The organism is Pseudomonas sp. SA195 (assembly GCF_054131565.1).
In genome coordinates, this window is record NZ_CP096392.1 from 4,095,429 (window position 1) to 4,120,741 (window position 25,313).

The following is a 25,313-nucleotide window of genomic DNA, read 5'->3' on the forward strand; positions in this document are numbered from 1 at the left end:
AACGGCGCGCATACTGCCCGCTCGCTACCAACCTGAGGCCCGCCATGCATTCGCTACTCGTTGCGCACGACCTGAGCCCCGAGGCCGACCTGGCGCTGATGCGCGGTGCGGCCCTGGCACGCCTGCACGGCCTGCGCCTGGACGTCGTGCACGTGCTCGACGAGGACGCCGGGGACGACCAGGCGCAGCAGGCCCACGACGCGCTTGAAGGCCAGCTCGACACGCTTGGCCTCGGCGAGGTGCAGCCCTGGATACGTCGAGGGCGCGTGGTGGAGGCGATCCTCACCCAGGCGACAGGACTGCAGGCCGGCCTGCTGGTGCTCGGACGCCACCACCGGCATTCGCCCAGCGGCTTCGCTGGCACCACGCTCGAGCGCATCCTGCTGGCCTGCCCAATGCCCGTGCTGCTCGTTGTCGACACTCCGCAGCCATACACCCGCGCGTTGGCCGCACTGGACTTTTCACGCTGCGCCAGCCGTGCCCTGCATAGCGCCTGGCAGCTGATGGCTCCGAGCGGCGAGCTGACCGCGCTGAACATCCATGAAGTGGCCGAAGTGCTCGGTGCCGACCCGGCGGACTTGGCGTTGCAGCAGGAATTGTTCGACCAGTTGCTTGCCGACCTGCGCCACGAATTGCCGGCCAATGGCGCCCGCCTCGTCAGCTGCCTGCGCCAAGGCGAGCGCAGCCTGCGGCTGGATGCCGCCATCGCCGAATTCCGTCCTCAGCTGTTGGCGTTGGGCGGGCACAGCCGAGGCGAGATCAGCGACGCGCTGCTCGGCAGCCTGACCCGGGCGTACCTCGACCAACCTCCGTGCGACGTGCTCATCGCACGCTAAGGCCGGATCTCGCAGCCCCTCGGCCGGTTGCGCATGGCCAAACCCCTGCTAGGGTTAGTTCAACAATAAGAATTAGATGAACGCCCCATGCCCCCCAAGCGATCGATACGCCCAGTCCGGCCCCTAACGCCCCGCGTCGGCGCGATGCCGTTCCGCTTTGATCGCCTGGCCATTACAGCCCCTTCCCATTTCATTCGCACCGGGTTACCCGACCCGATCCGTTCCGTCCCCCTCGATAACCGCGGCCGCCCGCCGCGGGCGAACTGCCCGCGTCGTGCTGGCGGTCGACACCTGCAAGGAGATAGGCGATGAAGCGTCTGGCAATTGCAACGGCAGTACTGAGCGCAGCGACGGCGATACCCGCGTCAGCCGCGGAGATATCCGACGGCAAGGTGAAGATCGGTATCCTCAACGACCAATCGGGCGTGTATGCCGACTTCGGCGGCAAATGGTCCTACGAGGCGGCGAAGATGGCGGCCGAGGACTTCGGTGGCAAGGTGCAGGGCGCGCCGATCGAGATTGTCACGGCCGACCACCAGAACAAGCCGGACATCGCCTCGAACATCGCGCGGCAATGGTATGACCGAGAGCAGGTCGATTCGATCATGGAGCTGACCACCTCCTCCGTGGCGCTGGCCGTGCAGGGCATTTCGAAGGACAAGAAAAAAATCGATCTGGTGACGGGCGCGGCCACCACCGAACTGACCGGCAAACAATGCTCGCCCTACGGATTCCACTGGGCTTATGACACCCATGCACTCGCTGTCGGCACCGGTGGCGCACTGGTATCGCAGGGCGGTGACAGCTGGTACTTCCTCACCGCCGACTACGCCTTCGGCTATTCGCTTGAAGAGCAAACCAGCGAGTTCGTCAAAGCCAAAGGCGGCGAAATCAAGGGCTCGGTGCGCCATCCGCTGGCAACCAACGATTACTCGTCCTTCCTGCTGCAGGCGCAATCCTCTGGCGCGGAAGTGATCGGACTGGCTAATGCCGGCCTGGACACCGCCAATGCCATCAAACAGGCGGCGGAATTCGGCATCGTCGCCAGCGGCCAACGCCTGGCCGCGTTGCTGTTCACCCTGTCTGAGGTCCATGGGTTGGGCCTGGAAGCGGCCCAGGGCCTGACGCTGACCGAAAGCTATTACTGGGACCGTGACGACAAGTCCCGCGAATTTGCCAAGCGCTTCTTCGAGCGCACCGGGCGGATGCCGAACATGGTTCATGCCGGCACCTATTCCGGCGTCATGCAGTATCTCAAGGCGATCGACAAGGTGGGCACCGACGAAACCGAGGCCGTCGCCAAGGCCATGCACGAGATGCCGGTGGACGACATGTTCGCGCGCAATGCCAAGGTCGGCGCCAACGGCCGCCTCATCAGCGATGTGTATCTGATGGAAGTGAAGAAGCCGGACGAGAGCAAGGAGCCGTGGGACTACTACAAGGTGCTCGCCACCGTGCCCGGCGCCGAAGCCTACATCGACCCCGCCAAGAGCGGCTGTGACCTGGCGAAGTGACCGACATGGCGCCTAACGGCCACAACGCAGCCGCTGCCGAAGCACCCCGCGTGGTGCTTTCGGCGCGCGGCCTGCGCCGCGACTTCAAAGGCTTCGTCGCGGTGAACAACGTCGACCTGGACGTCCATCATGCGCGTGTCCATGCGCTGATCGGGCCGAACGGTGCAGGCAAGACCACTGTGTTCAATCTGCTGACTAAGTTTCTCCAGCCATCGGCGGGCACCATCACGCTGCTCGATCAGGACATCACCCGCACCGACCCGGCGCGGGTAGCGCGCATGGGCCTGGTGCGCTCGTTCCAGATATCAGCCGTGTTTCCCCATCTGACCGTACTGGAGAACGTCCGCGTGGCGCTGCAACGCCCGAGCGGGCTGGCGACGCAGTTCTGGCTTCCGCTGCGCTCGCTCGAGCGCCTCAACGAGCGGGCCATGGCGCTGATCGAATCGGTCGGCTTACAGGATGCGCGCAACAGCGTGGCGGCGGACCTGTCCTACGGCCGCAAGCGGGTACTGGAGATCGCCACCACCCTGGCGCTCGAACCGCGGGTGCTGCTGCTCGACGAACCCATGGCGGGCATGGGCCACGAAGACGTGCATATCGTTTCCGAACTCATCCGCGAAGTCGCCCGTGAGCGCGCCGTGTTGATGGTCGAGCACAACCTCAAGGTGGTCGCCGACCTTTGCGATCAAGTCACGGTGTTGCAGCGCGGCGAAATCCTCACCTCCGGCGACTACCGCAGCGTGAGCCAGGACGCCCGGGTACGTGAGGCCTATATGGGGACCGAACATGAGTGAGGCCACGCCCCTGCTGCGCGTACGCGAGCTGAACGCCTGGTACGGCGAGAGCCACGCTTTGCACGGCATCGACCTGGACGTGCACCAGGGTGAGACGGTGACGTTGCTCGGCCGTAACGGCGTAGGCAAGACCACCGCGCTGCGCTCGATCATGGGCATCATCCGCTCGCGCAGCGGCACCATCGAATTCGACGGCCGCGACATGATGCGCGTGCCGCTGCACCGCACCGCACATACCGGCATGGGTTTCGTGCCGGAAGAGCGCGGCATCTTCGCGACCTTGACCGTGGACGAAAACCTGACCTTGCCGCCTGTCGTTGCCAAGGGCGGGATGAGCACGGAGGAGATCTACACGCTCTTTCCGAACCTCAAGGAACGCCGCCACAGCCCGGGCACCAAGCTATCCGGTGGCGAACAGCAGATGCTGGCGATTGCCCGGATATTGCGTACCGGGGCAAAGCTGCTCTTGCTCGACGAACCCACCGAAGGGCTCGCGCCTGTGATCGTCCAGCGCATCGGCGATGTGCTGCTCACGCTCAAGGAACGCGGCATGACCATCCTGCTGGTGGAACAGAACTTCCGCTTCGCCAGCAAGGTGGCCGATCGTTTTTACCTGGTCGACCACGGCCGGATCGTCGACAGTTTTCCGATCGACGCGCTGGCCGACCGCATGGCCATCCTCAACGAAACCCTGGGGGTCTGATGACGGAGATCTTCGGCGTACCCATTCAGGCTTTCCTCGGGCAACTGCTGATCGGCCTGATCAACGGCTCGTTCTACGCAATGCTCAGCCTGGGGCTGGCTATCATCTTCGGGCTGTTGAAGGTGATCAACTTCGCCCACGGTGCGCAGTACATGACCGGTGCCTTCGCCGGCTACCTGCTGCTGGCGGTGCTCGGCATCGGCTACTGGCCGGCGCTGATCCTGGCGCCGCTGATTGTCGGGCTGGCCGGCGCGGCGGTCGAACGGTTGGCGCTGTCGCGGCTGTACAACCTCGATCACCTTTACGGACTGCTGTTCACCTTCGGCCTGGCGCTCGCGCTGGAGGGCGCCTTCCGCTACTACTACGGCTCGTCCGGCCAGCCTTACGCGGTGCCGAGTCTGCTGTCCGGCGGCTATAACCTGGGCTTCATGTTCCTGCCGAAGTACCGCGCCTGGGTGGTGGTAGCGTCGTTGCTGATCTGCCTGAGTACCTGGCTGCTGATCGAGAAGACCAAGCTCGGCGCCTACCTACGCGCCGCGACCGAAAATCCGACGCTGGTACGCACCTTTGGCATCAACGTGCCGCTGCTGCTCACCTTCACCTATGGCCTCGGCGCCGGGCTGGCCGGGCTGGCCGGCATCCTCGCGGCGCCGATCTATCAGGTCAGCCCGCTGATGGGTTCGAACCTCATCATCGTGGTGTTTGCCGTAGTGGTGGTTGGCGGCATGGGCTCGATCCTCGGTGCCATCATCACCGGGTACATGCTCGGCATCCTCGAGGGGCTGACGAAGGTGTTCTATCCCGAGGCGTCCAATATCGTGATTTTCGTGATCATGGCGATCGTACTGTTGGTGCGCCCCGCGGGCCTCATGGGAAGGGACGGCTGACATGCAGCGAACAACCGCAACCCCGGCAACCGAACGCAAGCGCTGGAACACCGAGACGACGCTGATCCTGCTCGGCGTCCTCGCCCTGGCGCTCGCCCCCCTGTACTTCTATCCCGTGTTCCTGATGAAGGTGCTCTGCTTCGCACTTTTCGCCTGTGCCTTCAACCTGCTGCTGGGCTACACCGGCATCCTCTCGTTCGGCCATGCGGCGTTTTTTGGTGGCGCGGCTTATTTCACCGCTCATGCCGTCAAGGAATGGGGACTGACGCCCGAGCTGGGCATCCTGGTCGGCGTGGCCGGTGCCGCGCTGCTCGGGCTAGTGATCGGCTTTCTGGCGATCCGCCGCCAGGGCATCTATTCGACGATGATCACGCTGGCTCTGTCGCAGATGTTCTTCTTTTTCTGCCTGCAGGCGCCCTTCACACATGGCGAGGATGGCATCCAGGGCATCCCGCGCGGCCACCTGTTCGGCCTGATCGACCTGAAAGAGCCGTTGAACATGTATTTCTTCGTGCTGACGGTGTTCCTGCTTGGCATGCTGGCGATCTGGCGGATCATCAACTCGCCCTACGGCATGATCCTCAGGTCGATCCGCGAGAACGAAAACCGCGCCATTTCGCTGGGGTACACGGTTTCGCGATACAAGCTCGGCGCATTCGTCATGTCGGCGGCGCTCGCCGGGCTCGCTGGCGGGCTCAAGGCGCTGGTGTTCCAGTTCGCGACCCTCACCGATGTCAGCTGGCAGATGTCCGGAGAAGTGGTGTTGATGACCCTGCTAGGAGGCATCGGCACGCTGGTCGGGCCGGTGTTCGGCGCCGCGCTGGTGACCACGCTGGGCAATTACTTCGCGACCTCGGAGCTGCCGGTAACGCTGGTCACCGGCATCATCTTCATGGCGTGCGTGCTGATCTTTCGCCGCGGCATTCTTGGCGAGTTCTATGCCTCTCGCCTCGGCAAACGTCTTGCGCGGTCCCGTACCGGCTGATCAGGCACTTTCCAGATGCCCGTGTAGCTCGACAAACTGCTGGCTGAGCTTGTGTCTGGGATCGAAATGAATGAGCGGCGTGCAGGCCTGGTGGGACTCGCGCATGCGCACCGAACTCATCAGGTGCACCGGTAGCACCGGCAACCCCTCGGCAATCAATTCATCGATCATCTGTTGCGGCAAGGCGGCACGCGGTTGGAACTGATTGACGACGATGCCCTCGACTTCGAGTGCTTCGTTGTGGTCCTCCTGCAGTTCTTCGATTTCATCGAGCAAGCTGTACAGGGCCTGGCGCGAGAAGCTGTCGCAATCGAAGGGAATCAGGCAACGGTCGCAGGCGATGAGCGCGGAGACGGTATAGAAGTTCAGCGCAGGGGGCGTGTCGACATAGATCCGCTCGTACTCTTCGGAGAGCGTCAACAGCAGCTTTCGCAGCTTGTTGATCTTGTGCTTGGCCTCAAGCTTGGACTGCAGGTCGGCGAGTTCAGGCGTCGCGCCGATCAAATGCAGATTGTCGAAGCGCGTTTCGCTGATCGGCGGCCGCGCTTTCTTGCCGCCAAGGCCACCCGTGAGGATCTGTTTGAAGTAGTCGGCCATGCCGGTGGGCAATGCGTCGCCGCTCAGGCCGGTGAGGTAATGGCTGGAATTGGCCTGGGCGTCGAGGTCGATCAACAACGTTCGATAGCCCTGCGCAGCGCTGACCGCGGCCAGGTTCGAGGCGATGCTGGACTTGCCCACACCGCCCTTCTGGTTGAACACCACCCTTCGCATGGTCCGTCCCTTCTGTCTGGTCTCGCTGGAGTCTATACAACGCACGCGGCAAGGGTATGACTACTTTCGGCGAGGCCGTTCGGTGGCGCTTTGCTACCCTGCGCCAAAAGAAACGACCCAGGAGTACCCCATGGCCCGACTGTTCATCGGTTTGCTGATCACCCTGCTCGCCTCGCCATTGCTGGCCCAGCCGGCACCCGAGGTGCTACGCGTGGGCATCACCGAAGTGCCGCCCTTCGTGATACAGGAAGCCGACGGCGGCTGGAGCGGCATCAGTATCGAACTCTGGCAGCAGGTTGCCGAACGCAATGGCTACAACTACGAATTCGAACCCCGAGCGTTCGACCAGTTGCTGCCAGGGCTACAGGGCGGCCAGTTGGATCTCGTCGTTGGCGCGCTGACGATGACCGCCGAACGCGAGGAGCAGATCGACTTTACCCACCCGTTCTATCGCACCGGGCTGGCGATTGGTGTGCCAGCGCAGTCAGGCAGCGGCTGGGCCGCCCTGCGTGCGCTCGTCTCGTGGCAGTTTCTCAGCCTGGTCATGGGGCTCGCCGCGCTGTTGCTCGTCGTCGGTACCGTGCTCTGGCTGTTCGAGCGTCGGCACAACCGCGCACAGTTCGGCGACAGTTCACTCCACGGTATGGGCAACGGCTTCTGGTGGGCGGCAGTGACCATGACCACGGTCGGCTATGGCGACAAGTCGCCGGTGACGTTCGGTGGGCGGCTGGTGGCGATCATCTGGATGTTCACGGCCTTGATCATGGTCTCGACCTTCACCGCGGCGGTGACGACCACCCTGACGGTCGGCAACCTGCAAGGCGGGTTGGAAGGCCCGGACGACCTGCGTCGCGCCCATGTGGCGACGGTAACCGGCACGGTCAGCGAACGCTACCTGGACGGCGAGCGCATCCGCGCCAGCCGCTACCCTGACCTGAGCCAGGCCATGCGCGCGGTGCAGGCCGGCGAAGCCGAGGCGGTGGTCTACGACCTGCCGATCCTGCAGTTCCGCAACGGTGAGCTGAACAACGGCGGGCTGCGCCTGCTACCCGGCACCTTCGAGAACCAGTCGTACGCCTTTGCAGTGCCTGGCGGGAGCCGATTGCGCGAGCCAGTCAGCCAGGCGATTCTCGAGATCACCGCCGGGCCGGCCTGGCAGCGATTGCTGGAACGCTACCTCGGCAAGCCTTAGCGGTCAGACGGCGACAGGTGCCTTGATGTGAGGATGGGCTTCGTAGTCAACCAGCTCGAAATCCTCGAAGCGGAAGGCGAACAGGTCCTTCACGTTCGGGTTGAGCTTCATGGTCGGGAGCGGCAACGGCTCGCGGGTGAGCTGCAGGTCCGCCTGCTCGAGGTGGTTGGCGTAGAGATGGCAGTCACCACCGCTCCAGATGAACTCGCCGGGCTCCAGGTCGCAGACCTGAGCGACCATCAGCGTCAACAGCGCATAGCTGGCGATGTTGAAGGGCACGCCGAGGAAAATGTCCGCCGAACGTTGGTAGAGCTGGCAACTGAGCTTGCCGTCGGCGACGTAGAACTGAAACAGCGCATGGCACGGCGGCAGGGCCATCTGGTCGACCAGTGCCGGGTTCCAGGCCGAGACGATCAGCCGCCGCGAATCGGGGTTCTTTTTGATCATCGCCAACAGGTTGGCAATCTGGTCGACCGACTCGCCGTTGGGCGCCGGCCAGCTGCGCCACTGATAACCATAGACGGGCCCGAGCTCGCCGTTTTCGTCAGCCCACTCGTCCCAAATGCGCACGCCATTTTCCTTCAGGTAGCCGATGTTGGTGTCGCCCTGGAGGAACCACAGCAGCTCATGAATGATGGACTTGAGGTGGCACTTCTTGGTCGTCACCAACGGGAAGCCATCGGCCAGATCGAAGCGCATCTGGTAGCCGAACACGCTATAGGTGCCAGTGCCGGTGCGGTCGCTTTTGAAGGTGCCGTGCTCACGCACGTGGCGCATCAGGTCGAGGTACTGTTTCATCGCGGGCTCGTCGATCAGAAGTGGCGCAATAGTAAAGGCTCGCCGCCCGGCTTGTCGCGCCGGGCGGAGCAGCGGTCAGGCGGCCGCCTTGCGCGGCTCACGGCGGTAGGCCCACAGCATCATCCCCAAGCCGATCAGGATCATCGGCACGCACAGCAGTTGGCCCATGGTCAGCCAGCCAAACGCTAGGTAGCCCAATTGCGGATCCGGCACCCGGACGAACTCGACGATGAAACGGAAGATGCCGTAGCAGATGGCGAACAGGCCGGAAACGGCCATCGTCGGCCGCGGCTTGCTCGAGTAAAGCCACAAGATGACGAACAGCGCGACGCCTTCAAGTGCGAACTGGTAGAGCTGGGATGGGTGACGCGCCAGCTGCTGCGGGTCGGTGGGAAACACCATCGCCCAGGGCACGTCGCTCGCCTTGCCCCACAGCTCCGCGTTGATGAAATTGCCAATGCGCCCGGCACCCAAACCGATCGGCACGAAGGGCGCGATGAAGTCCATCAGTTCGAAGAAACGCTTGCCGTTGCGACGGGCGAATATCCAGGTGCACAGAAGCACGCCGATCAGCCCGCCATGAAAGGACATCCCGCCCTTCCAGACCTGGAAGATCAGAGTCGGCTCGTTGAGATAGGCCGCCAGGTCATAGAACAGCACATAGCCCAGTCGCCCGCCGACGATGACGCCCATCGCCACCCAGAAGACCAGGTCGGAGAGCTTGTCTTTGTCCCAGGTCGGGTCGAAGCGGTGCAGCCGGCGCGAGGCCAGCATCCAGGCGCCGCCGATGCCGATCAGGTACATCAAGCCATACCAGTGGATTTGCAACGGCCCCAGCGACACGGCGACGGGGTCAATCTGCGGATAAGGCAGCATCCAGGTTCCCTCAGATCAAGAAATTGATACCTACGCCCAACAAGAGCAGCGCGAACAGCCTGCGCAGCACCTGAGGTGACAGGCGATGCGCGAGCAGCGCGCCGATGCGGGCGAAAAACATGCTGGTGATGGCAATGCCGGCCAGCGCCGGCAGGTATACGAAACCGACACTCCACGCCGGCAGATGCGCATCCTGCCAGCCCACCACGGCGAAACTCAACGCACCGGCGATCGCGATGGGTAAACCACAGGCGGCGGATGTCGCGACGGCTTGCTGCATCGGCACACTGCGCCAGCTGAGAAAGGGCACCGTGAGCGAGCCGCCGCCGATGCCGAAGATCGCCGATGCCCAGCCAATCACCACGCCGGCGAGCGTTAGCACCGGCTTGCCGGGCACGCCCGCGCTGGCTTTGGGCTGCAGTGAGAAACCCATCTGCACGGCCATGGCGATGGCGAACACACCAATGATCTTTTGCAGAAGCGGGCCCTGTATTGCCGCCGCGGTCAGGCTGCCAAGCGCCGCGCCGACCAGGATGCCGACCGTCATCCACAGGACGACCGGCCAGCGCACCGCACCCTTGCGATGGTGCGTCTGGATCGAGTTGAGCGAGGTGAAGACGATGGTTGCCAGCGATGTCCCGACCGCGAGGTGGGTCAGCACCTGCGGGTCGAAGCCCTGCGCGGTAAAGCTGAACACCAGCACCGGCACGATGATCAGCCCACCCCCGACACCAAACAGCCCCGCCAGCACGCCCGCGAAGCCGCCCAGCAGCAGATAAAGCGCGAACTCCATCGGACCACCCTGAAAACAAAGCGGCATGGTAGCGGAAAACAGCGCGGGAGGCTGACGCGGGCCGCGACCGGAGGTGACACGGCCGCGACTAAGGGATCGCCCGCAAGCGATGGCGGTCAGACCTGATAGGTGTCGGCTCGCTTGCTTGTAGGCAGGCCGGCCTTTCGTCTAGCCTCGAATCTCAGCTGCCTACCCGACCGCCTATGTGTCTTATCGTTTTTGCCTGGCGCCCTGAACACGCGGTGCCTCTCATCGTCGCGGCCAATCGTGACGAATTTTATGACCGCCCCAGCCTGCCACTCGGACACTGGCAGGACGCGCCTTACGTCGTTGGCGGCATCGATCTACAGGGGGGCGGCACCTGGACGGCCGTCACCGAGAACGGCCGCTTCGCCGCCCTGACGAACATCCGCGACCCGAGCGCCCCGACAGGAACGCGTTCACGCGGCGAGCTGCCCGCTCAATTCCTGCGTGGCGACCTGTCACCAGAGGCCTACCTGAACGAAGTCTCGGGCTTTATCGAGCATTACTCAGGGTTCAACCTGCTGGTCGGCAACCGCGACGCGCTGTGGTATCTCAATTCCTGCGAGGCCACGCCGCGCCAGCTTTCACCCGGAGTCTATGGCCTCTCCAACGCAGCGCTGGACAGCCCCTGGCCGAAGCTACGTCGGGCACGTGCGGCATTGCACGGCTGCCTCGACACGGCCAGTTGCGAAGCGCTGCTGGAGTTGCTCAGCGATCCGCACACCGCCGAGGATGAGGAATTGCCCGAAACAGGCGTCTCGAGAGAACTGGAGCGGTTGCTGTCGAGCGTCTTCATCACCAGCGACGACTATGGCACGCGGGCGAGTACGGTGATCATCCGTCACGCCAATGGCGCAGCAGAAATGGTCGAACGCAGCTTCAACGCTCAAGGGCCAGCAGGGGAAACCCGCATCGTCCTGCCGCCGTTTCGCGACTGAACGAGACACCGCGCCGCTAGATCGCCGCGGCGGGGTTCACCATGCGGTCCAGCCCGAGGTTGCGCAACGTCAGCTGTACGGTGGCGTGGATGACCTGCGGGCTGTCCATTTTCATGACCTTGGCCAGCAGCTCGCGGCCGGTGGCCGAGCTGATCTGGCGCAGCATCCACTTGACCTTCGGCAGGTTGGTGGCGTTCATCGACAGGCTGTCGAAACCCATCGCGAGCAGCAGGATGGCCGCCCCGGGATCGCCCGCCATCTCGCCGCAGATGCTCACCGGCTTGCCCTCGTCGTGCGCTTCGCGAACGATGCGCTGCAGGGCCTCGAGCACAGCGGGATGCAGATAGTCGTAAAGATCAGCGACGCGCGGGTTGTTGCGGTCCACGGCCAGCAGGTACTGCGTCAGGTCGTTGGAGCCGACCGAAATGAAGTCGACCTGGCGCGCCAATTCGCGCGTGAGATACACGGCGGCAGGCACTTCGATCATCACGCCGACCGGCGGCATCTCGACATCGGTGCCCTCGTCGCGCACCTCGCCCCAGGCGCGGTGGATCAGGTGCAGCGCTTCTTCCAGCTCGCGCGTGCCAGAAATCATCGGTAGCAGGATGCGCAGGTTGTTCAGCCCGGCGCTGGCCTTGAGCATGGCACGGGTCTGCAGCAGGAAAATCTCCGGGTGATCCAGCGTCACGCGGATGCCGCGCCAGCCCAGGAACGGGTTCTCTTCCTTGATCGGGAAATACGGCAGGCTCTTGTCGCCGCCCACGTCCAGGCTACGCATGGTCACCGGCAGCGGATGGAAGGCTTGCAGCTGTTCGCGATAGATCGCCATCTGCTCCTTCTCGCTGGGGAAGCGCTCCTTGATCATGAAAGGCACTTCGGTACGGTACAGGCCTACGCCCTCGGCTCCCCGCTCCTGCGCACGCACCACGTCGGCGAGCAGGCCGGTATTGACCCACAGCGGAATGCGCACGCCATCGGTGGTCTCGCAGGGCAGCTCACGCAGCACGTCGAGCCCTTCGGACAGCTGCCGCTCCTGCTCGGCAAGCACCAGATACTGCTCACGCAATACCTTGGCCGGGTTGGTGATGATCTCACCGCGGGTGCCATCGATGATCATCTCGATGCCGTCGACCTTCGAGTACGGCAGGTCGACCGCGCCCATGACCGTCGGGATCCCCATCGCGCGCGCCAGGATCGCCACGTGCGAGTTGCTGGAGCCAAGCACCGAGACCATGCCCACCAGCTTGCCCTCCGGCACCTCGCCGAGCATCGCCGGTGATAATTCTTCGCTGACCAGAATGGTGTTGTCGGGGTAGGTAAGCGTCTGCTGGTGGGCCTGCTGCAGGTAGCCGAGCAGGCGGCGACCGATGTCCTTGACGTCGGAGGCGCGCTCGCGCAGATAGGCGTCGTCCATCATCTCGAAGCGCGCAACGTGGTCGCCGACCACCTGGCGCAGCGCACCCTGCGCCCACTGGCCGGTGCGGATAACCTTGGTCACCTCGCCGCCGAGGGCGGAGTCGTCGAGCATCATCAGGTAGACGTCGAACAGTGCACGCTCTTCCTTTCGCATCTGGTGGGCGAGTTTTTCCGAGAGCGTTCGCATGTCGGCACGTACCGACTCCAGCGCCGACTCGAACAGCGCCAGCTCGGCGGGGATGTTATCGACGGTCTTGTCCGGCACCACATCCAGGTCGGCGGGCGGCAGCACCACCACGGCCTTGCCGACCGCAGCGCCCGGCGCGCCGGGGATACCAATGAAGCGCGTCTCCTGAATGCCCTTACCCTGCCGGCCGAGCCCGCGAATGGAGCCGGTGGCCTCGGCATGCGCAATGACGCCGGCGAGCTGCGCGCTCATGGTGACGAGGAAGGCCTCCTCGCCCTCGTCGAACAGGCGCTGCTCCTTTTGCTGAATGACCAGAACGCCCATCACCCGGCGATGGTGGATGATCGGCGCACCGAGAAAGGAGGCGTAGCGTTCTTCGCCCGTCTCGGCGAAATAGCGATACCGCGGGTGCTCGGAGGCGTGCTCGAGGTTGAGTGGTTCTTCCCGCGTGCCGACCAGGCCGACCAGACCCTCGTTGGGTGCCATGCTGACTTTGCCGATGGCCTTCTTGTTCAGACCCTCGGTAGCCATCAGGACGAAACGGCCGGTCTCGTGGTCGAGCAGGTAGACGGAGCAGACCTGGCTGCCCATGGCTTCCCGGACCCGCAACACGATAATGCCCAGGGCCGTCTTCAGGTCCTTGGCAGCGTTGACTTCCTGGACGATCTTGCGCAGCGTGCCGAGCATGCTCAGGGGCTTTCTCCCGTCAGTCCCGCACCAACAGGCGCGGGGCGAGTTCTTTTAACGCGCGACGGTAGACCTCGCGCTTGAAGGTGACCACCTGGCCTAGCGGGTACCAGTAGCTGACCCAGCGCCAGCCGTCGAACTCGGGCTTGCCGGTGACGTCCATGCGCACTCGCTCCTCGGCACCCGTCAGGCGCAGCAGGAACCATTTCTGCTTCTGACCGATGCACAACGGCTGGCTGTGCGTGCGCACCAAACGCTGCGGCAAGCGGTAACGCAGCCAGCCACGGGTACAGGCGAGGATCTTGACGTCCTGCTGTTCCAGGCCGACTTCTTCGTTGAGCTCGCGATAGAGCGCTTCTTCGGGTGTTTCGCGCGGATTGATGCCGCCCTGTGGGAATTGCCAGGCGTCCTGATTAATCCGCCGGGCCCAGAGCACCTGGCCGATGTCATTGGTCAGGATGATGCCGACATTGGGGCGAAAACCATCGGAGTCGATCACGGCATACAACCTCGCAAACGCATGTCGCGGCATTGTTCCACAAAAAACAGAAAAGCAGAAAGCACGCGTGGTGGCCGTTGATCCAGCGCCTCGAACAGCACCCTGGCAGGTGCCGCCGCGGTGCTAATCCCGCTATGCTGCGCCCCCACCCTCAGCCCGGAGGACGCAGCGTGCGCCTGGCTCTTTTCGATCTCGACAACACCCTCCTGGCCGGCGACAGCGACCATGCCTGGGGCGAATTCCTCTGCCAGCGCGGTCTGGTCGATGCCAGCGATTACCGCGCACGCAATGATGCTTTCTATCAGGACTACCTGGCCGGCACGCTGGACGTGAAGGCCTACCAGGACTTCTGCCAGGAACCACTGGGCCGCAACGAACTGGCGCAGCTGCAGCTGTGGCACGCCGAGTTCATGCGTGACCACATCGAACCCATCGTGCTAGCCAAAGGCGAGGCGCTGGTGCGCCAGCATCACGAGGCTGGCGACCGGGTGGTGATCATCACCGCGACCAACCGTTTCATCACCGGACCCATCGCCAAGCGCCTGGGTGTCGACACCCTGCTAGCGACGGAATGTGAAATGCAGGACGGCCGCTACACTGGCCGGATGATGGACGTCCCCTGCTTCCAGGAGGGTAAGGTCACGCGGCTCGAGCGCTGGCTGGTCGAGAACGACCAGAGCCTGGACGACAGCTACTTTTACAGCGACTCGCGCAACGACCTGCCACTGCTCGAACGCGTCAGCCATCCGGTTGCCGTCGACCCGGACCCAACGCTCCGGCAAATCGCCGAGCAGCGCGGCTGGAAAGTCATTTCGCTGCGCTGAGCGGCGGGCACCGGTGGCCCAGCGTAACCCACCAGCCTGGCGAGACCCGCCAATAGCAGCACGCGCATGATGCCAGGCGAAGCCGCTGGGGACGGTCAGCAAGAAACTGCTGTCCCCTGACAGGCTGCGCATCAGACCGGCTTGGCGCCCATCAGCCCCATGATCGCCACCAGAATCAGCAAAATCAGCCCGGCGTAGACCAGCGCGAAGCGCGGCAACTTCGCCGGCGCCGGGGTGTCACCCAGCGCCTGCCAGGCGCGCAGACGGCCGCCGAGCAGCAAGGTCAGCGGCACCAGGATCAGGAAGAGGATCGAGCTGGCCAGCAACCATAGCTGGCCCAAGGGGAAGCCTGCCAGGTGCGCCAGCCACCAGCCAGTGACCGGCAGCAGCAGCCCCAACGCCGCGAGCAATGGCAGCGACATCGTGCGAGTCCGGCGCAGCTTTTTCTGCAGCACGGCCGGGTCCGCCTTGCGCCACGCCTTCCAGAGCATCACGACGTGGGCGATCAGCCCGAGCGTGAGCAGAATTGCCAGGGCGGCATGAACGATATTGAGCAGCGTGTAGTGTTCCATCGAGCCTCGCAGTGCGGCAGTCAGCCGAGAAAAAGTCGGTAGGCAGGGTTGTCCGTCTCATCCCAGTAGCGGTAGCCGATCTTGTCCAGCGCGCCGGGTAACAGATGACGCTCCTCGGCGGGTACTTGGAGGCCAGCGACCACACGCCCGTCCGCCGCACCATGGTTGCGGTAGTGGAACATGGAGATGTTCCAGCGTCCGCCGAGGTTGTTGAGGAAGTTGAACAGCGCGCCTGGCCGCTCCGGAAACTCGAAGCGATAAACCACTTCGTCGCTCACGCCCGAGGCATGCCCGCCCACCATGTGGCGGATGTGCAGCTTGGCCAGTTCGTTGTCGGTCAGGTCAAGCACCGGAAATCCCTTAGCCCGGAGCCCATCGACCAGCGCCGCGCGCGGGTCGTTCTCCGGGTGGGTCTGCACACCGACGAAGATGTGCGCTTCACGATCCTGGTGGTAGCGGTAATTGAATTCCGTGATTTGACGTTTTCCGATGGCCTCGCAGAACGCTTTGAAGCTGCCCGGCTCCTCGGGAATGGTCACCGCGATGATCGCTTCACGTTTCTCACCCAGCTCGGCGCGCTCGGCGACATGGCGCAAACGGTCGAAATTGACGTTGGCGCCCGAGTCAATGCCCACCAGCACCTGGTTTTCGATCCCCTCGCGCTCGACGTAACGTTTGATGCCAGCCACGGCCAGGGCACCGGCTGGCTCGGTGATCGAGCGGGTGTCGTCGTAGATGTCCTTGATCGCGGCGCAGATCTCGTCGGTACTGACCGTGATGACTTCGTCGACATGATCCTTGCAGATGTCGAACGTGTGCTGGCCGATCTGCGCCACGGCCACGCCATCGGCAAAGATGCCGACCTGAGGCAACACCACGCGCTCGCGGGCGGTCAGCGCCTGCTGCAGGCAGTTGGAGTCGTCCGGCTCGACACCGATGACTTTAGTTTCCGGGTGCAGGTATTTGACGTAGGCAGCGATCCCTGCAATCAGGCCGCCTCCGCCGACCGGAACGAACACCGCATGCAGCGGCCCCTGGTGCTGACGCAGGATTTCCATGGCCACGGTGCCCTGCCCGGCGATCACGTGCGGGTCGTCGTAGGGATGGACGTAGACCAGGCCCTTCTCCTCGACCAGCTTCAGCGAATGCGCCAGCGCTTCGGGAAACGAATCCCCATGCAGCACGACCTTGCCGCCCCGCGAACGCACGCCCTGCACCTTGAGCTCCGGCGTGGTGCGTGGCATCACGATGGTCGCCTTGACCCCCATGTGCTTGGCCGCCAGCGCCAGACCCTGGGCATGATTGCCTGCCGATGCGGTCACCACACCGCGCGCCAACTCCTCGGCCAACAGCTGCGCCAGCTTGTTATAGGCGCCGCGAATCTTGAAGGAAAACACCGGCTGCAGATCCTCGCGCTTGAGCAGAATCTGGTTACCGAGCCGCTCGGACAACTGGCGCGCGGGCTGCAACGGGGTTTCCACCGCGACGTCATAGACGCGCGAGGTGAGGATCTTCTTGACGTAGTTTTCGAGCATCGTGGGCTGGTCTGCGGGCATTGCGGGGCCAACGAGTCTACCCCGCAGGGCTGGCGCCGACCACAGACAATCGGCCGCGCCAGGCACCGGTACAGTTGCCCGCACAAGACCCGCCGACGAGGCCCCGCTATACTTCGCCCCCTGTCTCCGCCCGGACCCATGCCATGACCCAGGACCAACTCAAGCAGGCCGTTGCCCAGGCCGCTGTCGACCTCATCGTTCCGCAGCTCAACGACCGCAGCATCGTCGGTGTGGGCACCGGCTCCACCGCTAACTTCTTCATCGATCTGCTGGCCAAGCACAAGGGCATCTTCGACGGCGCCGTCGCCAGCTCCGAAGCGACCGCCGAGCGTCTCAAGGGTCACGGCATTCCCGTGTATGACCTGAATTCAGTGGCGGAACTCGAGTTCTACGTCGATGGCGCGGACGAAGCCAATAGCCACCTCGAACTTATCAAGGGCGGCGGCGCAGCCCTGACGCGCGAGAAAATCGTCGCGGCCGTTGCCCGGACCTTCATCTGCATCGCCGACGGCAGCAAGCTGGTCGAGCGCCTTGGCGCCTTTCCCCTACCGGTCGAGGTCATCCCGATGGCGCGCAGCTACGTCGCGCGCGAGCTGGTGAAGCTCGGTGGAGATCCGGTCTACCGCGACGGCGTGATGACCGACAACGGCAATGTCATCCTCGACGTGCACAACCTGATGATCGGTTTCGCCCCGGAACTCGAAGCGCAGATCAACAACATCGTCGGCGTGGTCACCAACGGCCTGTTCGCCATGCGTCCGGCCGACATCCTGTTGCTCGGCACCAAGGATGGCGTTCAGTCGCTCAAGCGCTGAGGCCGGTCAGCCGCCCTTGCGGAACCGGTAAAACAGGTTGGGCTCGCTGACCAGATAGAGCGTGCCGTCCGGCGCCATGGCGACGCCCTCCGCCTGTGGCACGTCAGCGTCCAAGCCGTGGTCTCCGGCTCGCAGCGACAGGGTGCTGATGGGCTTGCCGTGAATGTCGAGTTCGACGACCAGCCGCGACTCGTCGGACAGTGCTAACAGGTGCCCGGTCTGTTCGTCGTACTGCAGGCTGGAAAGGTCGCGCACGAACAGGTCGGCGTCGCGCTCGGGGTCTTCGGTGACGTGCACGGCGAGCGGCTGATCGCCCCGGGCGTAAGGGAAACCCTGCACTTCATAGATGCGCACCGGGTCGCGCTCCTTCGCTACGAAGAGGCGCTTGCCGGCCACGTCATAGGCCAGGCCCTCGAATCCCTTGTTACCGTTCTGCCCGATGCCCAGTGAAAGCTGCTGGCTGGCAGCCGCGTCGATCTGCCGGGTTTGGTCGTTCACCTCGATGCGAAGCAGTCGCTGAGGGCGCTCGTCACTCACCACATAAACGCCGCGTGAGACGTACTCGATGGCCTCGGGGTCGCCGAAGCCCACCAGTGGGATGGCCCGGAGCAGCTTGCCATCCAGATTGAGTTCGAGCAGTTGCGGGTTGGCGTTGGTGATGGCGATCAGGGTATTGCGGTCTGGGTCGAAGGCCAGGGCCGACAGATCGTCTTCGATGCCCTCGACCGGTTTTGCCTGGATATCCGCTTGGTAATCCGGCAGCCAGAGCGAGGCGGCCTCACGCGCGTCGGCCTCTCGCCACTGGCCGAAATGAAACCAAGTCTGTTCGAAGAAGCGAAAGTACTGGCCGGCCGCGACGGCCAGGATCACGGCTACGCTGACCATCACGGCCAGTGTCCATTTGTAAGCAAGGCGCATCATGCACTCTCTAAAAGCCCGGGGAGCGACAGGGTGCACGGCCAACCTTAGCCGAAACTTAACAGCGTGCGCCTTCGCGCAGGCATGGACAGCGACCGGCGTGGATCGTTACCGCTTGCGACGGAACACATAGAGCAGGTTTGGCTCAGCGATCACATAGATATCGCCACGCGCGTCCATCGCCACCCCCTCGGCCTGATCAATGCCCTCCACCAGGCCATTAAGGCCGCCGAATAGACTGATGAAACTACGCGGCCGCCCGAGTAGATCAAGTTCGACCAGCAGACGGGATTCGTCCGACAGCATCAGCGTGTGGCCGGTGGTCGGATCGATGGTTACCGAGGAGATGTCGCGCACCAGTAAAGGCTGGCTAGGCAAGGCCTCTAGCACGCCGGCGGCGCCGTCTTCGCCGGGGAACGGCAGTTCGTACAACCCCTGCGGATCGCGCTCCTTGGCCAGCAACATGCGGTGGGTGCGTGGGTTCCAGGCCAGCCCCTCGAAGCCTTTATTCCCGGCGGACGGGAAGCCCAGGTCGTAGGCCGCCATTTGGTCCAGATCGAGCGACTCGACACCCGGCGGCAAGTTGAACACCGCGACCAGCCGGCGACGTTCGTCGACGATACCCAATCGACCGTCGCTTAACGCCTCGACCGCCTCGGGGTCGGAAAAACCAGTCAGGCGGACGCGCCGGAGCACCACGCCGCCCGGCGTCAGTTCGATCAACTGGGGATTCTGGCCGGTGACGGTGAACAAGGTGCCGGTCGCCGGGTTCCAGGTCAGGCCGGAGGTTTCATCTTCCTCAAGCCCCAGCAGCCGCGCCTGGAGCACCAGCTCGTAGTCGGGCAACCAAACGCTCGCGGCGCGTTGCTCGACGCTGGTGCGCTGTTCCTGCCAGAGGAGCCGCAATTGGTCGTCCCAATGCAGCAGCGTGCCGGCGACGAACACGAGGAGCAGAACAAAACTAAACAGGCCGAACAGGGCAAAACGCAGGCGGGAACGCGAATGGGGCTTGGCTGACATGCGAGAGAGGATCCGGAAGCGGAGCCGGATTACACCACGAGCGGGTGTTGGAGGATACGGCTCGGGCGTGCTGAGGCACCCGAGCCGACAGGCTTAAAGTACGCGGCTTTCGAAGCGCGACAGGCCAACCAGCTCCAGCACCAGCGAGGCGCCCTGCTTCAGCGGACCGACGCCGGCCGGCGTGCCGGTCAGTACCACGTCGCCCGGTTGCAGACTGAAGTGCCCGGCGATGTGCTGCAGCAGCGGCAGAATCGCGTTGAGCATCTGGCTGCTGTTGCCGTCCTGACGCACTTCGCCGTCGATGGTCAGGCGAACGTCAATGTCGTTCAGGTCGCTGACCGCATCGCCCGGCACGAACGGCGCCAGCACCAGCGCGCCGTCGAAGCTCTTGGCCAGCTCCCACGGCTGGCCGTTCTCCTTCAGCTTGGCCTGCACGTCCCGAAGGGTCAGGTCCAGCGCCGGAGCGAAACCGGAAATGGCATCCCGCACTTCTTCCTCGTTCGGCTTGCGCGAGAGCGGCTTGCCGATGAGCACGGCGATCTCGGCCTCGAAATGCACATCGCCACGGTCAGCCGGTATCGAGAAACCACCGGCCAGCGGCACAGCGCAGCTGCCGGTCTTGATGAACAGCAACGGCTCGGTCGGCACCGGGTTGTTCAGCTCCTTCGCATGCTCGGCATAGTTACGGCCGATGCACACGGCCTTGCCCAGCGGGAAATGAATCGGGGTGCCGTCGGTGTACTGGTGCTTGTAGGTCATCGCGAATCCTCAGGGGCGTAGCAAGAACGGGGGCGACTCATCATGGCGCCGGCTCGCCGGCGCCTACAAAACGCATCAGGCAGCAAAGATCTTGCCCGGGTTCATGATGCCGTTGGGGTCGAATGCCGCCTTGATCGCCTTCATGTAGGCGATCTCGGCCTCGGACCGGCTATAGGTCAGGTAGTCACGCTTGGTCATGCCGACGCCATGCTCGGCTGAGATGGAACCGTTGTATTTCTCGACCGTCTCGAATACCCACTTGTTGACCGCGGCGCACTTCTCGAAGAACTCCTCCCTCGGCAACGCCTCGGGTTTGAGGATATTCAGGTGCAGGTTGCCGTCGCCAATGTGGCCGTACCAAAGCACTTCGAAGTCCGGGTAGTTCTCGGTGACGATCGCGTCGATGTCGGCGAGGAAGGCCGGCACCTTGGAGACGGTCACGGAGATGTCGTTCTTGTAGGGCGTCCAGTGCGAGATGGTCTCGGAAATGTACTCGCGCAGCTTCCACAGGTTTTGCAGCTGCTGCTCGCTCTGGCTCATCACGCCATCGATCACCCAACCCTCGTTAACGCAATGCTCGAAAGTCGCCAGCGCCTGCTCGGCGCGCTCTTCGGTGGTCGCCTCGAACTCCAGCAGCGCGTAGAACGGCGCACGCGTCTCGAAGGGTGCGGGGATATCGCCGCGACCGAGGATCTTGTCGAGGCACTTATCCGAGAAGAATTCGAATGCGGTGAGGTCGAGCTTGTCCTGGAAGGCGTGCAGCACTGGCATGATCGAATCGAAGTCCGGCGTGCCGAGCACCATCGCAGTGAGATTGGTCGGCTGGCGTTCCAGGCGCATGGTGGCCTCGACGACGAAGCCAAGCGTGCCTTCGGCGCCAATGAACAGCTGGCGCAGGTCATAGCCGGTGGCATTCTTGACCAGGTCCTTGTTCAGCTCGAGCAGGTCACCCTTGCCGGTGACGACCTTCAGACCCGCGACCCAGTTGCGGGTCATGCCGTAGCGAATCACCTTGATGCCGCCAGCGTTGGTGCCAATGTTGCCGCCAATCTGGCTGGAACCGGCCGAGGCGAAGTCCACTGGGTAATAGAGCCCTTTGTCTTCGGCGAACTGTTGCAGCTGCGCGGTGACCACGCCCGGCTGACAGACAACGGTGCGATCGGTCACGTTGAACTCGACGATCTGGTTCATGTAATCGAAGGAAACCACCACCTCGCCGTTTGGCGCCACCGCTGCGGCGGACAGGCCGGTGCGGCCGCCCGATGGCACGAGCGCGACCCTGTGCTGATTGGCCCATCGCACGATGGCCTGCACCTGCTCGACCGTCTTCGGAAAGACGATGGCGCTCGGCGCCGGCGCATATTGCTTGGTCCAGTCCTTGCCGTAGGTAGCGAGCGAATCGGCATCGGTCAGCACCTTGCCAGGCTCGACCAGGGTCTTCAGCTCGTCGATCAGGGCGTGGTCGGTCATCATGGGAACTCTCATTCGATTCATGGTCACCCTGAGAACGCTTCAGCTCAGGACATGGGGTGTTTCGAGGGGCCTGTATGCTAGCATACGCACCCCTTTGAAACGTGCCTCGGCAGACTCCCGACACCGGTGCAAACCGGGTCGGCCAGCCTTCGCTGGACACTTCAGTCCAATCCTTCGGCCTTAAGGTTTTAACGCAGATGAGCCAGACCTCTCTCGACAAGAGCAAGATCAAGTTCCTTCTTCTCGAAGGCGTCCACCAGAACGCTGTCGACACCCTCAAGGCCGCCGGCTATACCAACATCGAATACCTCAAGACGGCGCTGCCGGAAGATGAGCTGAAGCAGAAGATCGCGGACGTTCATTTCATTGGTATCCGCTCGCGCACTCAGCTCACCGAGGGCGTGTTCGAAGCGGCCAAGAAGCTCATCGCCGTTGGCTGCTTCTGCATCGGCACCAACCAGGTCGACCTCAACGCCGCCCGCGAACGCGGTATCGCAGTCTTCAACGCGCCTTACTCCAATACCCGCTCGGTCGCCGAACTCGTTCTGGCCGAAGCCATCCTGCTGCTGCGCGGCATTCCGGAAAAGAACGCGTCCTGCCATCGCGGTGGCTGGATCAAGTCGGCGGCCAATTCGTTCGAGATTCGTGGCAAGAAGCTCGGCATCATCGGCTACGGCTCGATCGGCACCCAGCTGTCGGTACTCGCCGAGAGCCTCGGCATGCAGGTGTTCTTCTACGACGTGGTGACCAAGCTGCCGCTGGGCAACGCGACGCAGGTCGGCTCGCTGTACGAATTGCTGGGCCTGTGCGACATCGTCTCGCTGCACGTCCCCGAGCTGCCATCTACTCAGTGGATGATCGGCGAGAAGGAAATCCGTGCGATGAAGAAGGGCAGCATCCTGATCAATGCTGCACGCGGCACCGTGGTCGAGCTGGACCATCTGGCGAACGCGATCAAGGACGAGCACCTGATCGGCGCGGCCATCGACGTCTTCCCGGTCGAGCCCAAGTCCAACGACGAAGAGTTCGAAAGCCCGCTGCGTGGCCTGGATCGCGTCATCCTCACCCCGCACATTGGTGGTTCGACCGCCGAGGCGCAGGCCAACATCGGCCTGGAAGTCGCCGAGAAGCTGGTCAAGTACAGCGACGTCGGCACCTCGGTCTCCTCGGTCAACTTCCCGGAAGTCGCCCTGCCGTCGCACCCGGGCAAGCACCGCCTGCTGCATATCCACCAGAACATTCCAGGTGTGATGAGCGAGATCAACAAGGTCTTCGCCGACAACGGCATCAACATCTGCGGCCAATTCCTGCAGACCAACGAGAAGGTCGGCTACGTGGTCATCGACGTCGACGCCGAATACTCGGACCTGGCGCTGGAAAAACTGCAGCAGGTCAACGGCACCATCCGCAGCCGCGTACTTTTCTAAGGCTCACCGCGGTGAACAAGGGAGGCCTCGGCCTCCCTTTTTGTTTTCCGTTCAGCCGGAAGAGGCGTTACCCGCTCCGGTCGCCTCGCCTGGCGGTGGCGGCGTCGTATCGCCTGGCTGGCGCCGCTCCGTCGGCTCCGGTGGAGGAACCGCAGGCGGAGCCTCCAGGGTGGGCGGCCGCGGCGACGATGCCTTGTCACCAGGCTGCTCGATGACGTCCTGTCGCGGCTCGCGGGTATCAAGGGGATGGGTTCGACTCTTTTCGGGATGGGTCGGCCCGGTGCCTTCAGCCAGTACGCTGCCGGTGACCGACAGACCGATGCTCAGTAAAAGAACACGCATATCCATGATCTTCTCCAACGCTGACCAGTCCTGAGCCGCCTCGCGACAACGGACCCGTGGGCGCTCAATGCTGCAAGAAAAAGCCCCGACCAGGGCCGGGGCTTCTCATCTGGCTGAGGCAGTAATCAATTGCTGCCGCCGGAGCCACCTGCGCCGCCGCCGGTGCCGGAGCCAGTCGCACTGTTGCCGGTGCCGGTGGTATTGCCCACGCTGGTTCCAGTGCCGGCACCCGGGCCGGTTTCGGCGCCAGCGCCAGTCGCGCCGCCGGTCCCGGTGCCCATGCCGCTACCGGTGGTAGTTCCGGTTCCAGTTGCCATCCCGTTACGGTTGGTGTCGTCAGTGGTGTGACCATCCATCATCGTGTCTTTCTTGTGATCATCACCATGCATGTCGCCCGAGGTTCCGGCGGCGAACACGCCGGTGGACATCAAACCTGCCAGGGTCAAAGCCGCGAATTTGCTCGTGTGCATTTTGCGCTCTCCTGTTTCAGTGGACTCATAAGTTCGGGCACCACCCGCACGCAGGGGTTTCACGGTGCGGGTTACGAAATCTTTCCATCGGGCATCGGACAGCCTGGCGCGTGGCCTTCACGGCCACACCGTTCGTCGCGGCCCGTACCGTTTGACCGTTCATCGGCGCCATCGCCGAGCACATCTTCAATGTAGAGCCTGCGCACCAACACCATGCCCACTGCCGCCAACGGCGTCGCCAGCAGTAGCCCGAGCGTGCCAGCGAACAGGCCGAACAGCAGCTGAACGGAGATCGTCAGCGCGGGCGGCACGGAGACGATCCGCTTCTGCATCCAAGGCGTGAACACATAGCTCTCGAGCATTTGCACCACCGTGTAGAGCCCGGCCACGTAGAGCATCGTCCGCGTGCCTTCGAGCGATGCCAGCAACAGCGCCGGAATGACCGAGAGCACCGGCCCGATATTGGGAATGAACGACAGAAGGCCGGCGATCAGACCCAGCACCAGTGCCAACTCGATGCCCAGCAACCAGAGCCCGAGCGTAGTCAGCACGCCGATCAGCAGCATCTCGTAGAGCTTCGCAACCAGCCAGGACTGCATCGTCGAGCCAGTTTCGACCAGCACCTCACGCAACCGCACCCGGTAACCAAGCGGGATCAGTTTGATGAAGCCATCCAGATAGATGCGCGGGTCAAGGGCCAGGCACACGCCAATAGCGAAGGCCACGACTGTGCTCGTCAACGCACCGGCTAGCGAGGACAGCACCGCCGTGACGACGCTGAAGCCATCCCCGGCCGAGAGGCTTTCCTTGAGGCTGCCCTGGTACTCCATGAGCCGACTGACCCAGGCCGAATTGTCGGCACGCTCGCGCAATCGCTCGACCGCTTCCGGCAGTGCCTCGGACAGCTTGTCGATCTGATCGCTGATGCTGGGTGCCACCAGCCAGCCGAACAGGCCGGTGGCGGCGATCAGCACGACGAAAAACAGCGCCATCGCGACGTTTCGCGACAGTGGCGTCTTTTCGCTGATCCAGCGACTGACACCATGAATGAGCACGCCGAACAGGAGAGCGGCGAACAGCAGCAGAAGGAAATCGAAGGCCATCCACACCAGCAGCACCAGCACCGCAACCGCCGCCAGCACGCTGACCCGGACCATGGCGCGACGGGCCACTTTCTTTGTGCTCGCCCCTTCCGCTTCGCCGTCGCTCATGCCGCCCTCCCCTGAACCTGTCATGC

The 25,313-nt window shown here is 63.6% G+C and carries 26 protein-coding genes; 11 read left to right on the forward strand and 15 right to left on the reverse strand.

What is annotated here, in order from left to right:
- Positions 1-44 precede the first annotated feature (44 nt).
- The 6 genes from M1D78_RS19190 to M1D78_RS19215 all read left to right on the forward strand — a co-directional run bounded on the left by M1D78_RS19190 (position 45) and on the right by M1D78_RS19215 (position 5,719).
- Positions 45-836: a universal stress protein gene (locus M1D78_RS19190; RefSeq protein ID WP_437421541.1), complete on the forward strand. Its 792-nt coding sequence runs from the start codon at positions 45-47 to the stop codon at positions 834-836.
- 308 nt (positions 837-1,144) lie between these two features.
- A complete protein-coding gene (locus M1D78_RS19195) occupies positions 1,145-2,350 on the forward strand; it encodes an ABC transporter substrate-binding protein (protein WP_437421542.1) in 1,206 nt (401 codons plus the stop codon).
- A gap of 5 nt (positions 2,351-2,355) precedes the next feature.
- Complete coding sequence (locus M1D78_RS19200) at positions 2,356-3,144, forward strand: ABC transporter ATP-binding protein (RefSeq protein ID WP_437421543.1); 789 nt, start codon at positions 2,356-2,358, stop codon at positions 3,142-3,144.
- The gene (locus M1D78_RS19205; protein WP_437421544.1) at positions 3,137-3,847 is read left to right on the forward strand and encodes an ABC transporter ATP-binding protein; all 711 of its coding nucleotides are present in this window, start codon (positions 3,137-3,139) and stop codon (positions 3,845-3,847) included. Before M1D78_RS19200 ends, M1D78_RS19205 begins: the two co-directional genes overlap by 8 nt.
- The gene (locus tag M1D78_RS19210; protein ID WP_437421545.1) at positions 3,847-4,734 is read left to right on the forward strand and encodes a branched-chain amino acid ABC transporter permease; all 888 of its coding nucleotides are present in this window, start codon (positions 3,847-3,849) and stop codon (positions 4,732-4,734) included. The genes M1D78_RS19205 and M1D78_RS19210 overlap by 1 nt, the downstream gene beginning before the upstream one ends.
- A gap of 1 nt (position 4,735) precedes the next feature.
- Positions 4,736-5,719: a branched-chain amino acid ABC transporter permease gene (locus M1D78_RS19215; protein WP_437421546.1), complete on the forward strand. Its 984-nt coding sequence runs from the start codon at positions 4,736-4,738 to the stop codon at positions 5,717-5,719.
- Here the strand turns inward: M1D78_RS19215 and M1D78_RS19220 are convergent, their stop codons facing one another.
- Positions 5,720-6,490 (reverse strand): ParA family protein, encoded by a 771-nt coding sequence (locus tag M1D78_RS19220; RefSeq protein ID WP_437421547.1) that lies wholly within the window; start codon positions 6,488-6,490, stop codon positions 5,720-5,722.
- A gap of 130 nt (positions 6,491-6,620) precedes the next feature.
- Between M1D78_RS19220 and M1D78_RS19225 the strand changes: the two genes are divergently transcribed.
- The gene (locus M1D78_RS19225; RefSeq protein ID WP_437421548.1) at positions 6,621-7,682 is read left to right on the forward strand and encodes a transporter substrate-binding domain-containing protein; all 1,062 of its coding nucleotides are present in this window, start codon (positions 6,621-6,623) and stop codon (positions 7,680-7,682) included.
- Between the two features lie 3 nt (positions 7,683-7,685).
- Here the strand turns inward: M1D78_RS19225 and M1D78_RS19230 are convergent, their stop codons facing one another.
- The 3 genes from M1D78_RS19230 to M1D78_RS19240 all read right to left on the reverse strand — a co-directional run bounded on the left by M1D78_RS19230 (position 7,686) and on the right by M1D78_RS19240 (position 10,149).
- Positions 7,686-8,480 (reverse strand): thymidylate synthase, encoded by a 795-nt coding sequence (locus M1D78_RS19230; protein ID WP_437421549.1) that lies wholly within the window; start codon positions 8,478-8,480, stop codon positions 7,686-7,688.
- A 75-nt stretch (positions 8,481-8,555) separates the two neighbouring features.
- Positions 8,556-9,356 carry a prolipoprotein diacylglyceryl transferase gene (gene lgt / locus M1D78_RS19235; RefSeq protein WP_437421550.1) on the reverse strand — a complete coding sequence of 267 codons (801 nt, stop codon included), beginning with the start codon at positions 9,354-9,356 and terminating at the stop codon, positions 8,556-8,558.
- Positions 9,357-9,366: 10 nt separating this feature from the next.
- Entirely contained in the window at positions 9,367-10,149 is a 783-nt protein-coding gene (locus M1D78_RS19240) for a sulfite exporter TauE/SafE family protein (protein WP_437421551.1), read from the reverse strand.
- A 203-nt stretch (positions 10,150-10,352) separates the two neighbouring features.
- Between M1D78_RS19240 and M1D78_RS19245 the strand changes: the two genes are divergently transcribed.
- Complete coding sequence (locus M1D78_RS19245) at positions 10,353-11,111, forward strand: NRDE family protein (RefSeq protein WP_437421552.1); 759 nt, start codon at positions 10,353-10,355, stop codon at positions 11,109-11,111.
- A gap of 16 nt (positions 11,112-11,127) precedes the next feature.
- Here the strand turns inward: M1D78_RS19245 and ptsP are convergent, their stop codons facing one another.
- Complete coding sequence (gene ptsP / locus M1D78_RS19250) at positions 11,128-13,401, reverse strand: phosphoenolpyruvate--protein phosphotransferase (RefSeq protein ID WP_437421553.1); 2,274 nt, start codon at positions 13,399-13,401, stop codon at positions 11,128-11,130.
- 19 nt (positions 13,402-13,420) lie between these two features.
- Positions 13,421-13,900, reverse strand: coding sequence for an RNA pyrophosphohydrolase (locus M1D78_RS19255; protein WP_437421554.1), 480 nt, complete (start codon positions 13,898-13,900; stop codon positions 13,421-13,423).
- Positions 13,901-14,070: 170 nt separating this feature from the next.
- On the opposite strand from M1D78_RS19255, the gene M1D78_RS19260 reads away from it, so the two are divergent.
- Complete coding sequence (locus M1D78_RS19260; protein ID WP_437421555.1) at positions 14,071-14,724, forward strand: histidinol-phosphatase; 654 nt, start codon at positions 14,071-14,073, stop codon at positions 14,722-14,724.
- Positions 14,725-14,855: 131 nt separating this feature from the next.
- Here the strand turns inward: M1D78_RS19260 and M1D78_RS19265 are convergent, their stop codons facing one another.
- Both M1D78_RS19265 and ilvA read right to left on the reverse strand, forming a co-directional pair.
- Positions 14,856-15,296 (reverse strand): DUF2269 family protein, encoded by a 441-nt coding sequence (locus M1D78_RS19265; protein ID WP_437421556.1) that lies wholly within the window; start codon positions 15,294-15,296, stop codon positions 14,856-14,858.
- A gap of 20 nt (positions 15,297-15,316) precedes the next feature.
- The gene (gene ilvA / locus M1D78_RS19270) at positions 15,317-16,831 is read right to left on the reverse strand and encodes a threonine ammonia-lyase, biosynthetic (RefSeq protein ID WP_437421557.1); all 1,515 of its coding nucleotides are present in this window, start codon (positions 16,829-16,831) and stop codon (positions 15,317-15,319) included.
- Between the two features lie 164 nt (positions 16,832-16,995).
- On the opposite strand from ilvA, the gene rpiA reads away from it, so the two are divergent.
- A complete protein-coding gene (gene rpiA, locus M1D78_RS19275) occupies positions 16,996-17,667 on the forward strand; it encodes a ribose-5-phosphate isomerase RpiA (protein WP_437421558.1) in 672 nt (223 codons plus the stop codon).
- A gap of 6 nt (positions 17,668-17,673) precedes the next feature.
- On the opposite strand, the gene M1D78_RS19280 is transcribed toward rpiA, so the two are convergent.
- The 4 genes from M1D78_RS19280 to M1D78_RS19295 form a co-directional block, all read right to left on the reverse strand.
- Positions 17,674-18,588 carry an SdiA-regulated domain-containing protein gene (locus M1D78_RS19280; protein ID WP_437421559.1) on the reverse strand — a complete coding sequence of 305 codons (915 nt, stop codon included), beginning with the start codon at positions 18,586-18,588 and terminating at the stop codon, positions 17,674-17,676.
- A 105-nt stretch (positions 18,589-18,693) separates the two neighbouring features.
- Positions 18,694-19,605 (reverse strand): SdiA-regulated domain-containing protein, encoded by a 912-nt coding sequence (locus tag M1D78_RS19285; RefSeq protein ID WP_437421560.1) that lies wholly within the window; start codon positions 19,603-19,605, stop codon positions 18,694-18,696.
- A 93-nt stretch (positions 19,606-19,698) separates the two neighbouring features.
- Positions 19,699-20,364, reverse strand: a complete 666-nt coding sequence (locus tag M1D78_RS19290; RefSeq protein WP_437421561.1) for a fumarylacetoacetate hydrolase family protein — start codon at positions 20,362-20,364, stop codon at positions 19,699-19,701.
- A 75-nt stretch (positions 20,365-20,439) separates the two neighbouring features.
- Positions 20,440-21,834, reverse strand: a complete 1,395-nt coding sequence (locus M1D78_RS19295; protein WP_437421979.1) for an FAD-binding oxidoreductase — start codon at positions 21,832-21,834, stop codon at positions 20,440-20,442.
- 200 nt (positions 21,835-22,034) lie between these two features.
- Here M1D78_RS19295 and serA point away from each other — a divergent pair, with 200 nt between their 5' ends.
- Entirely contained in the window at positions 22,035-23,264 is a 1,230-nt protein-coding gene (gene serA, locus M1D78_RS19300) for a phosphoglycerate dehydrogenase (RefSeq protein ID WP_437421562.1), read from the forward strand.
- Between the two features lie 51 nt (positions 23,265-23,315).
- Here serA and M1D78_RS19305 read toward each other — a convergent pair whose 3' ends face one another.
- The 3 genes from M1D78_RS19305 to M1D78_RS19315 all read right to left on the reverse strand — a co-directional run bounded on the left by M1D78_RS19305 (position 23,316) and on the right by M1D78_RS19315 (position 25,287).
- Complete coding sequence (locus tag M1D78_RS19305; protein WP_437421563.1) at positions 23,316-23,612, reverse strand: hypothetical protein; 297 nt, start codon at positions 23,610-23,612, stop codon at positions 23,316-23,318.
- 119 nt (positions 23,613-23,731) lie between these two features.
- A complete protein-coding gene (locus tag M1D78_RS19310; protein WP_437421564.1) occupies positions 23,732-24,076 on the reverse strand; it encodes a hypothetical protein in 345 nt (114 codons plus the stop codon).
- A gap of 71 nt (positions 24,077-24,147) precedes the next feature.
- Complete coding sequence (locus M1D78_RS19315) at positions 24,148-25,287, reverse strand: AI-2E family transporter (protein ID WP_437421565.1); 1,140 nt, start codon at positions 25,285-25,287, stop codon at positions 24,148-24,150.
- Between the last annotated feature and the right edge of the window lie 26 nt (positions 25,288-25,313).